Origin of the sequence: Kribbella turkmenica (genome assembly GCF_004348725.1) — a bacterium.
Classification (GTDB): domain Bacteria; phylum Actinomycetota; class Actinomycetes; order Propionibacteriales; family Kribbellaceae; genus Kribbella; species Kribbella turkmenica.
The window spans coordinates 1-14,479 of record NZ_SMKR01000180.1 but is presented as its reverse complement, the minus strand read 5'-3'; the positions used below and the strand labels follow the sequence as shown (position 1 = coordinate 14,479).

Annotated in this window: 14 protein-coding genes and 1 pseudogene; 7 read left to right on the top strand and 8 right to left on the bottom strand. The window is 70.0% G+C overall.

Annotation, left to right across the window (positions count from 1 at the left end):
• Nucleotides 1–390 precede the first annotated feature (390 nt).
• Nucleotides 391–1,473, top strand: a complete 1,083-nt coding sequence (locus tag E1218_RS30150) for a hypothetical protein (RefSeq protein ID WP_132326379.1) — start codon at nucleotides 391–393, stop codon at nucleotides 1,471–1,473.
• A 73-nt stretch (nucleotides 1,474–1,546) separates the two neighbouring features.
• Here E1218_RS30150 and E1218_RS30145 read toward each other — a convergent pair whose 3' ends face one another.
• Both E1218_RS30145 and E1218_RS30140 read right to left on the bottom strand, forming a co-directional pair.
• Nucleotides 1,547–1,744, bottom strand: coding sequence for a transcription initiation factor IIE subunit alpha family protein (locus tag E1218_RS30145; protein WP_132326377.1), 198 nt, complete (start codon nucleotides 1,742–1,744; stop codon nucleotides 1,547–1,549).
• Between the two features lie 72 nt (nucleotides 1,745–1,816).
• Nucleotides 1,817–2,305, bottom strand: coding sequence for a DUF2505 domain-containing protein (locus tag E1218_RS30140; RefSeq protein ID WP_132326375.1), 489 nt, complete (start codon nucleotides 2,303–2,305; stop codon nucleotides 1,817–1,819).
• An 83-nt stretch (nucleotides 2,306–2,388) separates the two neighbouring features.
• Between E1218_RS30140 and E1218_RS30135 the strand changes: the two genes are divergently transcribed.
• On the top strand, nucleotides 2,389–4,188 hold the full coding sequence (locus E1218_RS30135) for a heparinase II/III family protein (RefSeq protein WP_233712573.1): 1,800 nt from the start codon (nucleotides 2,389–2,391) through the stop codon (nucleotides 4,186–4,188).
• Nucleotides 4,185–6,050: a DUF2264 domain-containing protein gene (locus E1218_RS30130; RefSeq protein ID WP_132326373.1), complete on the top strand. Its 1,866-nt coding sequence runs from the start codon at nucleotides 4,185–4,187 to the stop codon at nucleotides 6,048–6,050. Before E1218_RS30135 ends, E1218_RS30130 begins: the two co-directional genes overlap by 4 nt.
• A gap of 21 nt (nucleotides 6,051–6,071) precedes the next feature.
• Here E1218_RS30130 and E1218_RS30125 read toward each other — a convergent pair whose 3' ends face one another.
• Complete coding sequence (locus tag E1218_RS30125) at nucleotides 6,072–6,509, bottom strand: PPOX class F420-dependent oxidoreductase (RefSeq protein WP_132326371.1); 438 nt, start codon at nucleotides 6,507–6,509, stop codon at nucleotides 6,072–6,074.
• Nucleotides 6,510–6,625: 116 nt separating this feature from the next.
• Here E1218_RS30125 and E1218_RS30120 point away from each other — a divergent pair, with 116 nt between their 5' ends.
• Complete coding sequence (locus E1218_RS30120; protein ID WP_132326369.1) at nucleotides 6,626–7,300, top strand: TetR/AcrR family transcriptional regulator; 675 nt, start codon at nucleotides 6,626–6,628, stop codon at nucleotides 7,298–7,300.
• A gap of 3 nt (nucleotides 7,301–7,303) precedes the next feature.
• On the opposite strand, the pseudogene E1218_RS30115 reads toward E1218_RS30120, so the two are convergent.
• From E1218_RS30115 to E1218_RS30100, 4 genes and pseudogenes are all read right to left on the bottom strand, one after another.
• Nucleotides 7,304–8,383, bottom strand: a pseudogene (locus tag E1218_RS30115) (substrate-binding domain-containing protein).
• A gap of 362 nt (nucleotides 8,384–8,745) precedes the next feature.
• On the bottom strand, nucleotides 8,746–9,126 hold the full coding sequence (locus E1218_RS30110) for a hypothetical protein (protein WP_132326367.1): 381 nt from the start codon (nucleotides 9,124–9,126) through the stop codon (nucleotides 8,746–8,748).
• A 10-nt stretch (nucleotides 9,127–9,136) separates the two neighbouring features.
• The gene (locus E1218_RS30105; RefSeq protein WP_132326365.1) at nucleotides 9,137–10,603 is read right to left on the bottom strand and encodes a glycoside hydrolase family 76 protein; all 1,467 of its coding nucleotides are present in this window, start codon (nucleotides 10,601–10,603) and stop codon (nucleotides 9,137–9,139) included.
• Between the two features lie 67 nt (nucleotides 10,604–10,670).
• The gene (locus E1218_RS30100) at nucleotides 10,671–11,120 is read right to left on the bottom strand and encodes a hypothetical protein (RefSeq protein WP_132326363.1); all 450 of its coding nucleotides are present in this window, start codon (nucleotides 11,118–11,120) and stop codon (nucleotides 10,671–10,673) included.
• An 81-nt stretch (nucleotides 11,121–11,201) separates the two neighbouring features.
• Here E1218_RS30100 and E1218_RS30095 point away from each other — a divergent pair, with 81 nt between their 5' ends.
• The 3 genes from E1218_RS30095 to E1218_RS30085 all read left to right on the top strand — a co-directional run bounded on the left by E1218_RS30095 (nucleotide 11,202) and on the right by E1218_RS30085 (nucleotide 13,924).
• Entirely contained in the window at nucleotides 11,202–12,023 is an 822-nt protein-coding gene (locus E1218_RS30095; RefSeq protein ID WP_132326361.1) for a tryptophan 2,3-dioxygenase, read from the top strand.
• A 79-nt stretch (nucleotides 12,024–12,102) separates the two neighbouring features.
• Nucleotides 12,103–13,359, top strand: a complete 1,257-nt coding sequence (locus tag E1218_RS30090; protein WP_132326359.1) for an aminoglycoside phosphotransferase family protein — start codon at nucleotides 12,103–12,105, stop codon at nucleotides 13,357–13,359.
• On the top strand, nucleotides 13,343–13,924 hold the full coding sequence (locus tag E1218_RS30085) for a hypothetical protein (RefSeq protein ID WP_132326357.1): 582 nt from the start codon (nucleotides 13,343–13,345) through the stop codon (nucleotides 13,922–13,924). The genes E1218_RS30090 and E1218_RS30085 overlap by 17 nt, the downstream gene beginning before the upstream one ends.
• 16 nt (nucleotides 13,925–13,940) lie before the next feature.
• On the opposite strand, the gene E1218_RS30080 is transcribed toward E1218_RS30085, so the two are convergent.
• A complete protein-coding gene (locus E1218_RS30080) occupies nucleotides 13,941–14,270 on the bottom strand; it encodes a hypothetical protein (RefSeq protein ID WP_132326355.1) in 330 nt (109 codons plus the stop codon).
• Nucleotides 14,271–14,479: the final 209 nt, after the last annotated feature.

The following is a 14,479-nucleotide window of genomic DNA, read 5'->3' as shown; positions in this document are numbered from 1 at the left end:
CGGCGGATCCCGCGCGTCCGGCACCAACGACAAGGCCGGCTCGATGTGGAACCTCATCCGCTGGGCCAGCCCACGCTCCATGAAGGAAACCTTCGCACCACCCACCGACTACCACTACCCGCACCAGGGCTGAGGGAAAGAACTGGTGATGGGTGGCGGCCCACCGACTACCACTACCCCGCACCAGGGCTGAGGGGAAAGAACTGGTGATGGGTGGCGGCCCACCGACTACCACTACCCCGCACCAGGGCTGAGGGGAAAGAACTGGTGGTGGGTGGCGGCCCACGGACTGCCGCTACCCGGATCAGGGGTGAGTTCAGGGCTGGTCGGGGATTACCCGGGAATCGGTGGGATCGGGAGTAGGTGAGCCGGTTGCGTCGTTTCCCCGGTATGCACCGAACCGATCTGCACCGAACCGATCTGCACCTGGAGCCGAACGAAGCCTCCGACCTGTGCCGCGTGTTCGGCCCCGGCGTTCTCGACCGCCACGGTTGGGACAGGGCGTTCGTCACGGTGCTCGACGAGGCCGCGGCCGAGGACGCGCTCGCCCTGCTTGTCCACACCGCCGGGGCGCCGCTCGACGAGGACTGGGCCGCGCTGCGCGTCCTGGCCGACGCCGGGCCGAACGCGGGCAGGACCGAGGACGCCGAGGCGTGTGCGTCCCGGGACGGCTACGTCTACCTGGTGGGTTCGCAGTTTGGGAAGAAGGCCGGCCCGCTCGCGGCCAAGCGGTCCTGGATCGCCCGGGTGAGCGAGCGGGCCATCGCGGACGCTCTCGAGCAGGGCGGCCGGCCGACTCTCGAGATCGTCCGGCTGCGCTACGGTCTGCACCGAGCGATCAACGACGCCCTGGCGGACGTCAAGCTGCTGCCCCTGGGGCCGTTGGGACGCCAGGTGTACGTCGACGCGACCATCGCGATCGGTGAGCAGAAGGCCAAGCGCTGGAGTGGGACGGTGCTTCCGACGGATCACCCGGTGAACATCGAGGCCGCCGAGTTCCGCGCGGACGGGCGGCTGCTGCTCGGCCTGCGGTACCCGGTGACGGCCGATGGTCATCCGGTCCTGGTCGAGCTCGACAACGTCGAGGAGCTGTTCGACGACCCGAACGCCGTACCGCGGTGTGGCCGGGTCTGGGTGCTCGGCGACGTCGGCAGTGTCGAGGCGCCGGCCGGGCTGCGTGCGCTGGACACCCGGGGTGGCGACCGGTTCGACGCGATCATCGGCGACCTGGACGCATCCGGGAAGTCGGCGACCGTGCTCGCGGACCACCCGGAAGGCGCTCGCGCCGACTCCGAGCACATCCGCTTCGAGCTTCCGGCGGACCCTGCCGGCGGGGTCGTCAGCGCCGAGGTCGTGCACCACTTCGGCGACATCCGCCGGATCGAGGGCATCGCCGTCGATCACGAGGGCCACGCGCACTACGTCATCGACGAGGAGGGCCACGTCGCCCTCCGCACCCTGGTCTTCGACTAGGGTGCGGCTTCTCCCACCCTGCCGCACTCCGTCGGGCACCTGCTCGCGACTGCAGGGAATCGGGAGACGTGACCTAGGCGGTGCGGTGCAACTGCTGTGACGGTGGGTCGACCAGGAGCGCGGAGCCGCACTTGACGCAGATCCACTCGTCCGGCTCGTCGACCAGGTGATCGGCGGCTTCGACCTGTTCGAACGGCATCACAGTGGCGCAGAAGACGCAGAACTGTGTGTTCTCACCGGCCTGCTCGGCCCGCCGGCCTCTCTTTCGCACGACTGGCTCACCTCCGGGGCAGCTGTTCATTTCAGACTGCCACCGGAGGTCGTCGGGTCGGCGTAGCGACACTCAGTGGGTCCAGTCCTGGCCGAGCTCGTGTTCCTTCTGCAGGCCGGAGCGGATCGCGTCGACCACGAACGGCTCGATCTTCCGGCCGATCAGCGGGACCGCGACCTTCACGTCGAGGTCGATCGACTGGACCGTGGCGGACCCGGTGGCGCTGATCTCGGCGGTGCCCTTGAGGGTGACCGGGGTGTTGCTGATCTCGCCGCGGACGTCGGCCGCGCGGGACCCGTCGGCCTTCGCCGGGTGCCAGGTCTCGGTCTGGACCACGGTCAGCGTCTGGCCGACGAACTTCCGCGCGATGTCCGGGACGTCGTCCGACGGCATCTCGCGCTGGACCTTGACGATGGTGTCCCCGCCGGACTCGGTCACCTCCACGGAGTACGACAGCGCCTTGGTCTTCTCGCACGCCTGCTCGCGGAAGGTGGCGTCCGTAACGATCGCGAACACTTCCTCGGGTGTGGCGTCGTACGACGCCGACAGCTTCAGCTCCATGCCGGACATCATGGCACTACCCGCAGGTCCGGCGCGGATGCGCTCGACGGCGCTTCGGGAAACGTTTGCCATAGGGTGGTGGGGTGAGGCTGACGGAGCGGTGGGTGGCAGTCGACGGGCGTGCGCGAGCGCTGGCGAAAGCCCGAGCGGTCGTGCCGGACCTGACGCACCGGGACATGTGGGGGAGCCGCGACCCGGAGACTGTCCGGGCGATCCTCGCCGAGGCGGACGCTGACCGGCATCAGCCATGGCCGCGCACCCTTCTGTCCGACTACGCCCGGTTCTGGCGTGACGGCGTACGGACGGCGTACGAGAACCCGGCCGGCGAACTGCGACGTCGTACGTCGACCGCTGTGCTCGCCGCCGCACTGACGGCAGAGCAGGCGTACGTCGACGAGGCCGCCGACGGACTGATGTTGCTGTGTGAGCAGACCACGTGGTGCTGGGCAGCACACGAGTCGTTCGCGACAGCCCGTGGCGAGGTGGCCGGCGACCCGGACGAGCCGTACCTGGATCTCGGCGCCGCGGAGACGGCGGAGATCCTCGCGTGGGCGGACCTGGTGCTGGCGCCTGCGCTGGACGAACGGGTTCGGGGGCTGCGGCGGCGCATGCGGCGCGAGGCCGGCCGGCGCGTGATCCGGCCGTTCTTGACCGACCGCCGCTGGCACTGGCTCGGGCTTGCCGGTCGTCTGCACAACTGGAACCCCTGGATCCACGGGCACGTACTCGCGGCTGCCCTGTTCCTCGAGGACGACCCGCAGGTCCGGCTGGAGGTCGCCGACCTCGTCGTCGACGGTCTCGACCGCTACCTCACAGCGCTACCTGCCGACGGTGGCTGCGACGAGGGATACGCCTACTGGTGGAACGGGCCGGCCCGGCTGGCCCTCGCGCTCGACGTCCTCGACCGCGTCACCGACGGCGCCTTCGCTCCCTGGTCCTGTCCGCCGCTCGCCGAGTTGGCCCGCTATCCGCAGCGGGTCGCGCTCGGCGACGGCTGGTACGTCAACGTCGCCGACGGCTCCGCCCGGCCGGACCCGAACCAGCCTTGGCACGTCCTCCACCGCTGGGGTCGCCGGCACGACGATCCGGAGGTGATGGCCCAGGCTGCCGCTCACCGCGACCTTCCGATCGCTCCTGCCGCCGGACTGGGCCGCGCGTTGCTGGGATTGATCGACGACGACTGGCGGACCGCGGCCAAGGCCGAGCTACCGCTGCCCAAGTCGATTTGGCTGCCGGATGTCCAGCTGTTCGTCGCCCGGAACGACAGCGGACTGACCCTCGCGATCAAAGGCGGGCACAACGACGAGAACCACAACCACAACGACGTCGGCTCGTTCATCGCCGCGCTCGACTCCACACCGGTGCTCATCGACCTCGGTCAGCCGACGTACACGGCGCTGTCCTTCTCCGAACGCCGCTACGAGCAGTGGGTCGTCCGCAGCGAGTGGCACAACGTCCCGGTCGTCAACGGCCAGGAGCAGCGCCCTGGTGCGCGGTACAGGGCTGAAGACCTGGTGGCGAGCGAGAACTCGCTGGCGCTTCAGCTCGCAGGCGCCTATCCCGCAGCTCCGGGATACCGCCGGGTGGCGACGCTGGACGACGCCATCAGGATCGACGACGAATGGGCAGGCTCTGCGGTCCAGCACGTCGTGATCGCGGGTACGCCGCTCCGGCACGAGGCCGGCCGGCTCCTGGTCGAGACCCTGGCCGGTGGCATCGCGGAGCTGACTTGGGATGCCGGCCTGGGTACCGGGCGGCTGGAGGAGCGAGCCGTCGACGATCCGCTGCTGGAAGGTGTCTGGGGCCCGACTGTGCACCGGCTGGTCATCGACTGCACCGGTACCGCGTTCCGCCTGACCGTCCGCAGAGGAGAGCGACCGTGACCGACGCGCCCTACACCGGGCTGACCCGAGACATCTGGGCGGCGACGGCCGACGGGTTGTTGCTGGCCCTGCGGCCGTGGGTGTCACCCGACCACGCCCGGATCGACCTGCCCGGTCAGCCGAGCGCGTATGGCGGGGACAGCGACTCGCTCGAGGCCTTCGCGCGCTCGTTCCTGCTGGCCGGGATCCGGCTGCACGGCGAGCACGGCAACGATCCGCACGGTCTTGCCGAGTGGTACGCCGACGGTCTCCGGGCCGGCACCGACCCCGCCTCGCCGAACGCCTGGCCGCGGCCGGACCGGCTCGGCCAGGCCAAGGTGGAAGCCTGCTCGATCGCCCTCGGGCTGCACCTCAGCCGGCCGTGGTTGTGGGACCGGCTGGGCGATCCCGAGCGCGAGCGGATTGTCGCCTGGCTGGCGACGGTGGTCGGCGAACCGTACCCGCCGATCAACTGGGTCTGGTTCCAGCTCGTCGTCGAGACGTTCCTCAGGTCGGTCGGCGGACCGTGGTCGGCCGAGGACATCGAGAGCGGGCTGGCCGTGCACGAGTCGCTGTACCGCGACCACGGCTGGTACGCCGACGGGCCGGAGCGGGCCTTCGACCACTACAACGGCTGGGCGCTGCACGTCTACCCGTTGCTCTGGGCAACCATAAACCCGGGGGTGGACGCCGGGTTGGTGTCCGGGTGGCGTGACCGGCTCGCGCAGTACCTGCGGACGGCCGTCCACCTGATCGGCGGCAACGGGTCGCCGCTGGTCCAGGGGCGCAGTCTCACCTATCGGTTCGCGGCCGCCGCGCCGTTGTGGATGGGCGCGCTCACCGGCGCGACCGACGTACCACCGGGTCTGCTGCGGCGGGCGGCGTCCGGGATGCTCGCACACTTCCTCGATCACGACGTCCCCGACGATCGGGGCCTGCTCAACCTCGGCTGGTACGGCGAGTGGCCGCGGATCGCGCAGTCGTACTCCGGCCCGGGATCGCCGTACTGGGCGGTCAAAGGCATGCTCGGGCTGATGCTTCCGGCCGACCATGCGGTGTGGACCGCGACCGAGGAGCCGTTGCCGGTGGAGACCGGGGACTTCACGCTGGAGGTGCCGGAGCCGGGCTGGATCGTCAGTGGGACCCAGGCGGACGGCGTCGTACGGATCGTCAATCACGGGACCGATCACTCCGTGCCGGGGGACCGGCGGGCCGACTCGCCGCTCTACGCGCGGCTCGGGTACTCGACGCACACGATGCCGCCGCTCGACCAGGAGGCCTGGTCGAGAGCGATCGAGAACAGCGTGGCGATCGTGCACCCCGAGCTCGGTCCGAGTCATCGCAACGGCTTCACGACCGTGCGGACCGGCGTCTCGGTGGCGTCGGCGCACTGGGTGCGGACCGACGAGGACACGGGCGCCGATCACGGCTCGGGACGCGGCGGCAGCGTGTCCGAGGGACCGCGCATCGTCGTCGGATCGGTGCTGCACGGCAGTCACGAGGTCCGGGCGGCGGTGGTCTCGGGTGACCTGGATCCGTCGTGGCAGCTGGAGTTCAGCGGCTGGCCGCTGTCGGCCGCCGAACAGCCGGCGGAGACCGTCGACGACCACCAGGCGAAGGTGACGGCGACCGGACTGCTGTCAGCGGTCGCCTCCGGCATCGACTTCGAGTACGGCGTACGGCGTCTCACCGAGGCGAGCCCGACGGGCAATCACACCGCGATCCCCTACGCCAGAACGCGTCCCGCCGCCGGCGTGGTCCACACGGCCGTGATCACCCTCGGCGGATCACCCGAGCGAGCGCCCGTCGTGTCCGTCGAGGACGACACGATCCGCGTGGAGTGGGCGGACGGCCGGGTCGACCACCTGCCGATGGGCTCCTGACCCGCCCACCCGGGCGACCGGTCAGGCCGCCGACTCGGCGTCGACCCGATGAACCGTTCGCCTCGGCTCGAACCTGCGGTCGTCGGAGCCGTCGAACGGCAGCGCCTCGAGGTTCCAGCTCCACGACACCGTCGGCGTGACCCGCAGGTACAACCCCGGCCCGAACATCCCGGTGTGCTCCACGAAGTCGCCCGTTCCGTAGACCCGCAGGAACCGCGGCGTCCACGGGGACGTCCTGACCACGTCGTCCCAGAGCAGCGCCACCTTGGTGTTGCCGGCGTCGACGTTCAGGTACTTCCTGGTCCGCTCGGGCTTGTGCCCGCCGCCGAGGTAGAAGTACGTCCCGTCGTACTCGATGCCGACCGGGACGGTGTCCGGCTGGCCGTCGGTCGCGACGGTGGCGATCCGGCCGACCGGTTGGGTCCGGATGTACTCGATCTCGTCCTGGGTGAAGGACATGACAACGTCTCCTTTGCGAGGTGTCCGATGACGTACCGAGTGCACTCCCGGCTAAAGTACAACGCAGATGGCAAATAGTAAAACGTTGGTTGTACTTCGGCGGAGAGGAGCCGGCCGTGAGCGGCGGCAGATCGGACAAGCGGCGGGCGATCCTCGACGGTGCGCTCACGGAGTTCGGGCGGGACGGGTACGCACGGGCGAGCATCGACGCGATCGCGGCGGCCGCGGGAGTGTCCACCCGGACGATCTACGCCCACTTCGGCAACAAGGCCGGGTTGTTCGAGTCGGTGATCCAGGAGAGCGCGACCAGGGTGGCCGACACCCAGATCGCGATCGTCGAGCGGCACCTCGGGAAGGTCGTCCACCTCGAAGCCGACCTGGAGGCGTTCGGCCTGGAGCTGACCGAACCGATGACGGGCTTCCGTGACCACTTCTCGCTGGTGCGGCACGTCAACGCCGACCTCGACCACATCCCGCCGGCGGCGATCGAGGCCTGGCAGGACGCCGGACCCCGGCGGGTGGTCGGAGCCCTCGCGGACCGGCTGCGGCAGCTCGCCGATCGTGGCCTGCTGGCGCTCGGCGTTCCCGCTGAGAACGACCCGGACGCGGCCGCGAAGCTGGCGGCGTCCCACCTCATGCTGCTCGTGCAGGGCGCGGTGCCCTTCCACCACGGCGTCGGCGCCAACCGCGAACCCGACCGGGAATCGATGGTGCAAGCCGGGGTGCGCGTCTTCCTCCGCGGTTACCTCCCCGCGCCGGGCTCCGGATCCCGGCGACCCGCCGCCGGCTGACCGTCAGCGCGGCCGCAGGGGGATCGACGAGTCGCGGATGATCAGCTCCGGGGCGATCAGGATCCGCTGCGTCGGCCGCCGCCGGCCCTCGACCAGCCGGGACAGGATCAGCTCGGCCGCGGTCCGGCCGACCATGGGTTTCGGTGGGCGGACCGCGGTCAGCGACGGCTCGGCGAGCTGCGCGACCTCGTCGTCGTAGGCAACGATCGCCAGCTCTTCCGGGATCGCGATGCCGCGTTCGGCGCATTACTGCGCGATCGACATCGCGTCCGGGTCGGAGTGCACGACGAGGGCCGTCGTTGCGGTGGCGTGGCAGCGGGCGAGCAGGTGGTCGATGGTGTCTCGGTGCGAGGGGTTCTCCATCCGCACCGACTCGCGGACGATCAGGCCGGGGGACAGGCCGAGGTCGGCGCAGACCTGCTGCCACCCGTGCTCGAGATGCGCCGAGGTCGGGCTGCCCTTCGACAGCACCAGGCCGATGCTGCGGTGACCGTGCTGGTGGAGATGACGAACGGCGATCTCGACGCCGAGGGCGTGGTCGCTGCGAACCCACTCCAGCTGGTTCTTCGTCGGGGTCCAGCGCGGTGGTTGCCGCTCGATCAGGACCACCGGGACCGGCAGGTCGCCGATCCACTGGATCATCTCCGGGACGTCGTCGCCGTCCAGGTTCGGCGCGAGCAACAGCCCCTGGACCTGCTGGGCCTCGATCAGCCGGGTGATCTGGCGCTGGTCCTCGGCCCAGTCGTACGTGGACCCGCGCAACTGGAGCTGGACGTCCTGAGCAACCGCCGCGGACCGCGCGCCGCCCACGATCGCCGGCCAGTAGTAGTCCAGCGATGGCACCACCATCCTGACCGTGAACCGCGGCGGCCCGGTCGCCCGCCGCCGTACCGGCGCCACCGGCCCCAGATCCGTCGGCAGCGTCGCACCGCCGTGCACTTTGGTCACCAGGTTCCGCGCCGCCAACGCCGCGATGTCTCGCCGCACCGTCAATTCGCTCACCCCGACCAACGCGGCGAACTCCCGCACCCTGATCGCCCCGTGCCGCCGCAGCTCCCCCATCAAGCGCTCCTGCCGCTGCACCCCGAACAACCGCTCCTCAACCACCGCTCACCTCCACCAGACGGATGCCGCCTGCGGCGGCTGCTGCTCCTCAGGGCGCCTCCGGCGGCAGGCGCCGGCCGCGGACCAGGGAGAGTCGGCAGACGTACCACCCGTGCACCCGTCCGGAAGGCGGCGGCGTGAGAAGACGGTGGACCGTTGTGCACGCACGGCTTGAGTCGCGGATGTCTCCGCACCGTGTCCACCACGGCGGCTCAGCTGCATCGCGCTCCTCACCACATGCCTCTGCTTCACAGCCCACAAGCACGTCCGTTGCACCCTATGCGTGCCTCAGGTGGTTTGTGGTTCGGCTGTCCACAGTTCGTTCGGCGAAGCGCCGTGTTCTAGTCGTTGATCCAGCTCCAGATGCTGGTGGTTGCGGGGACGCCGGCCAGTTCGAAACCTTCGAGGACTCGGTGTTGACTGCCTTTCAGGCCGAGGCGGTCGCCGTCGTGAAGTGCGGTGCGGAGACCTTCGGCCAACCGGTCCGCCGCCGGCCCGGGCGCGTCCGGCGCGTAGTGGTTCGCCAGCGCGTCCAAGGTGTCGTACGGCGCGTGCACGCTGTAGCCGTACTCGCGGCCAGGATCGTCACCCAGCGGCCCGTAGTCGTAGAACTCGGTGAACGTGATGCCACGCTCGCCGCCGTCCGGGTCGAGGATCAGTGTGAGCGTGAAGACGCAGCTGTTCTCCCGACGCACGCGCAGCAACGTCTCCCGTCGCTTCATGCCCTGCAAGTTACCCCGGGTCAGAGCTTCCATTCAGCAGGTCGAGCGCGGACTGCTGCCGGGCGGCGTCGAGCTTGTCGACCGGTCCGTACCAGCGCAGTCCGTACTGGTCCATCGCCGTACGGTCCGACGCGAAGGCACGGTCGGCCTGCCGCCGCAGATACGTCGTGTACGGATGATCGGGCAGCGCCTCGTTGAGCTTGGCCAGCCCGCGAACATGCGCACCCTTGAACGACGGTCCGTCGCCGCCGCAATCACCCGACTCGCACGGCTCGCGCAGGATGCCGTCGGTCGTGTGCAGACCCGAGGCGGTCGTCGACGCGTCGGCAAGCTGCCGGGCAGTGGTCAGGTACGCCGAATTGTTGGTTGCCTTCGACAACTCGGTGAGCGCGCCGAGCAGCACACCCTGGTTGTACGTCCACGCGGTGTCGCCGTTGTTCCGGCAGGTGTTCAGGTCGATCCCGTCGTTCACCAGGTTCGAGCTGCTGATCATCCCGGTCCGCTGGAACCAGGCCCAGCCGTCCTGCGCCCGTTGCCGGTAGGTCTGGCCGCCGGGCATCCGGTTGTGCAGCGCCGCGTTCAGTTGGATGTAGAGCGAGTTGGAGATGGCGTTCTTGTACGTCTTCGCCTCGCTCCACCACACCCCGCCGCCACAGGTGTCGTCCCAGTACGCCGCCATGTGGTCGGCGTCGGCGCGAGCCGTCTGCAGGTAACGCGCCTCGCCGGTCAGGTCGTACGCCGCGATCCAGGCGAGCCCCCACCAGCCGGTGTCGTCGATGTAGTCGTTGCGGAACTGCCCTTGCGCCGCGTCGAGATTGAGGTCGTAGGTACGGGCGATCGCGTACTGGTAGCTGCCCATCCCGGTGACCCGGATGTTGTCGATCACCGCGTTCAGCGCGTTGGCCGAGTTCCACCAGCCGGTCGTGTCGAAGAGCCCGGTCCCATAGTTGTAGAACTGCATCTGTGCGGTGGCGGCCGCCGTACGGCGATCTCCCGCGTTCCACGTGGTCCGGGCCCACGGCGTACAGACGATGTCCGGTCGGTCGCCGGCCTTGCCGCAGGCGCGGAGGGCGCCGACACCGTGGCTGTTCCAGTCGTCGACGTTGTACATCAGCGTGCGCCGGTCCCGCTGTCCGGACGGGATCGCGGTGTTGCCGAGCCGGCTGCCGTCGGTCCAGGTCCGGCCGCCGTCCATCGAGCGGTCGAGCCAGACCTCGTCTCCCGGCGAGCCGTTCTCGATCGATGCCCAGCCCATCGCGTCCGCGTCGTCGAAGTGCAGCGTGATCGTCCGGCCGAACAGCGTCGCGGACACCGGCGCCCGGTCTGCGGGGGAGAGCGCTGGGTCGCGGGCGTCACAGTACTTGTTGCAGATCGTCGCTCGAGTCGTCATGGTGACCGCCGGGGTGGAGGGTGCGGGCGGTGGCGCGCCGAGAGGTGGGACCAGCAGGCTCAGGCTGGAAACGATTCCAACGAACATCACAGTTCTCCCCGGGGCGGTAGGAAGACAGCGGTGTCACCGAAGGTAAGGGGACCGCTTCAGCCCGTCAAGACATCAGCAACGACGCGAGCACGGCGGCGGTGGTCAGTGCGGTGACGACGATCGCGAACCCGCGTCCCCGCCGGCCGCGCTCCCGGATGGTGGTCGCGTCGAGGTCCCGGGCGCACGGCTCGAACCCGGCCGGGTCGGCCGGCGCGAACAGGCTGCTCAACCGGCACAACGCCGTCCGCCGGGACGCCTGCTGGGCCGCTTCCCGGACGACGCGCCGCCGCATCATCTCTCGTGGGCACGACCCATCGGCCGGCAGGACCCGCTGGACGACGGCGTGAGCCTCGTCCACCCGCCGCTGCCGGCTGACCGCCGGCGGGAGGATCAGATACGCCAGGTGGACCAGCGAGGCGTAGTCGTCGGGCAGCAAGGCCCCGATCTGCGGTTCCTCACGCGTGGGTCCCTGAACAGGACCCGGGACGAGCGGGGTCTGGACCGTGGCGGACATGCAACTCCTCGAATCGACGTACGTCAATCCCAACGAGCGAATCGCTGACCGGTCACGAAGCGGTCGGCTACCCTCGGCCTCATGAGTACTGGTGACGGGGTGGCCGGACAGTGGGGCGGGGTCGACATCCACTTCGGTGAGGAAGGTGGTCGGCTCACGTACGGCAGCTATCTGCGCCTGAGTCAGCTGCTCGACCAGCAGCGGCTGGAGTCGGACCCGCCGGCTCACGACGAGCTGCTGTTCATCACCATCCACCAGGTGTACGAGCTGTGGTTCAAACAGGTGTTGCACGAGCTGACCGGCTCCCGCGACGCCATGCTGTCCGGCGAGCTCTGGCTGGCTGAGCACCTGCTCCGCCGGGTGCACACGATCGAGCGGACGCTGACGCAGCAGATCGACATCCTCGAGACCATGACCCCGCAGGACTTCGGCGAGTTCCGGCACCGGTTGTCACCGGCGAGCGGTTTCCAGTCGGTGCAGTACCGCGAGATCGAGTTCCTGTCGGGCGCGAAGGACCCGTCGTTCGTGAAGCGGTTCCGCGGCCTGACCGACGCCGAGAAGGCGCGTCTCGGGAGGCGGCTGGCGGATCCCACGCTCTGGGACGCCTTCCTCGTTGTCCTCGAGAAGGCCGGTTTCGCCACCGACTCGGAGGACGCCGTGCGCGACGCCCTCCGCAAGGTCGCCGGCGACCGGGCCCACTACGCCGCCGTCTGGGAGCTCGCCGAGGCTCTGCTCCAGCACGACGAGCTCGCCGCCGCCTGGCGTGCCCGGCACGTCGTGATGGTCGAGCGGATGATCGGCACCAAACCGGGCACCGGCGGCTCCTCCGGCGCCGGCTACCTCCGCAGCCGCCTCGACCTCCGCTACTACCCGCTGCTGTGGGACCTGCGCTCGAGCCTGTGAGCTGATCCGCGGACCGGGATGAGCGGGGTCTCACGAACGCCTCATCCGGGCCTCATCCGGGCACTTCAGGCTCGGAGTCATGAGGGACCAACGCGGCGACCTGCTCCAGTTGCTGACCGGCCGGGAAGCCGGCGAGCTGCTTTCGGCGGCGGTCGAGGCCTCCGGCGGCCGGTTGCTCGACTGGCGGCCGGCACACGTCGAGCATCGCCCGGGCCGCGCCACGGTGTCGTTCCGTACGACGGTCCAGTGGCACGGCTCGTCCGTCGTACACACGGAGACCCTCTGCGCCACCGCTGGTGAACCGCTCCCACCCGACGTCGTCGTGGTCGGCGACGGGGAGTCGCGGGTCGGGATCTGGCGGATGCCGCACGACCCGATGCTGCCGGGCCTGCCCCCGGCGCTGGATCGTGCGGCGGTGTCGGGGCTGCTCGGGCGTTGTGGGCTCGGTGGTGGGCCGGTGCGGGTGCGACTGCGGGCCTATCGGCCGCGTCGCCGGGCAGTGGTCGAGGCGATCGGCCGGACCGGTCGCCTGTTCATCAAGGTCGTCCGTCCGGACCAGGTCAGGGCGCTGCACGAGCGGCACAAGTTGCTCACCGCCGCCGGCGTTCCGGTCCCGCGGAGTCTGGGCTGGTCGGCGGACGGGCTTGTCGTGCTCACCGCCGTACCCGGTCGGACTTTGCGGTCCGCGGTGCGGGATTCTGATGGTCCGTACGTCGATCCCGGCGCGCTGACTGCCCTGCTCGACCGGTTGCCGGCGGAACTGCTCGACGGGCCGGTGCGGCAGTCGTGGCTGGACAAGACCGGGCACTACGCCGGGCTGATCGGGGACTCCGCGCCGGAGCTGCGCCGATGGGCCGGCGACCTGGCGCGGTCCATCGTGACCGAGGGGTCGAACGGCCCGGTCGTGCCGGTGCACGGTGACTTCTACGAAGCCCAACTTCTCGTCGACGCCCGGCACAACGTCACCGGCCTGCTCGACGTCGACACCGCCGGGCCTGGTGACCGGTACGACGATCTGGCGTGTCTGATCGGTCATCTGAGTGTCCTTGCGCAGATCTTCCCGGACCGGGACGCGGCGATCGGCGGACTGGGCGAGCGGTGTCTCGCCGAGTTCGAACGGACGGTCGACCCCCGGCAACTGCGGCTCCGGGTCGCCTCGGTGGTGATGTCGCTCGCGACGGGTCCGCACCGGGTCCAGGAGCCCGGCTGGCGCGCGGCCACGCGGGACCGGCTTGTGCTGGTCGAGCGCTGGGTCACCAGCGCGTGTGAACCGAGCGCTCGCAGTCACTCGTCGTACGAACTCAACGAAAGGAAGCGTCATGTCGAACACGCGTAGATGGGCCATCGTCGGAGCTGTCGCGGCGGTGTCCGGCCTGGGGGTCGGCAGCATCGCTGTCGCCGCTCCCGGGATCACCCTCAACGACCAGAGCGCGGTCGGGTCGAGCGTGGACACATCCGGGCCGTTCGGCGCCACTGCGGTGGACGACTCTCCGGAGTCGCCGAACTCCCCGAACCAGTCACCGCTGGACTCTGCCGCCTCCGCCTACGACAGCCCAGGCGACCCCGGTTGGCCGGACCGCTCGCCCGAGTCGGCCGACTCACCCACCGACTCCGCCGTGGACACCCCGGTCGCGATCCGCAAGGCGCCCGCGACCACTCCAACAACCCTCAACGCCACCGACACCGCCGACAGCCCCGCTACGGTCGGCAGGACCCGTGCCGCGGACAGCGCCGACAGCCCAGCAACCGCCCGCAAGGCCCGTGCCGCGGAGAGCGCCGACAGCCCACCAACCGTCCGCAAGCCAAGGGCAGCCGACAGCGCCGACAGCCCGGCGCCGGCCCGGAAGTCCGGCTCGGCCGACAGCGCCGACAGCGCCGACAGCGCCGACAGCGCCGACTGACTCCCGTCAGGTCGGTTCATGAAAGGACTCTCATCGTGGCCTCATCCGCGTCGACGGGTTCGGGTGCCAGGCTGCGGACGACATGGTTGCTGCTGACCACGGAACGACGTTCCAGTGGAGCCTCGTCAGGAGCGGTCCCGGTGACCGTCCCGTAGACGAGGCTCGGCACGGGCCGCCCGGGATTCCCCCACACCGGGCGGCTCGTCCGCTGCCCGTCAGGTGTAGCCGACCAGTTGGTCGCCGGGACAGCACCCTGCACCCGAACACCGAGATGGAACTCGGCGAAGTCCGGGATCTCCGGCTGAACCGAGCGATGGATCCGGGCGTCGATCCGCTGTGTCACCACCAGGTACGCCGTACCCGCGGCGCCGATTCCGGCATGGTGCCGCGACGCCCGGACAACAGCACGGTCAGACTGTGGCGCGGTAAGACCTCCGATGTGCTGAAGAGGTCAAGTTGCGGCCTCTTGATCACGGCCGGCGAGTAAGCGGAACCAACAGCGGATCTGTCGATCGGCGCATGAGGAGCGAGCTGCCGACCTGGTCGGTGAATCCC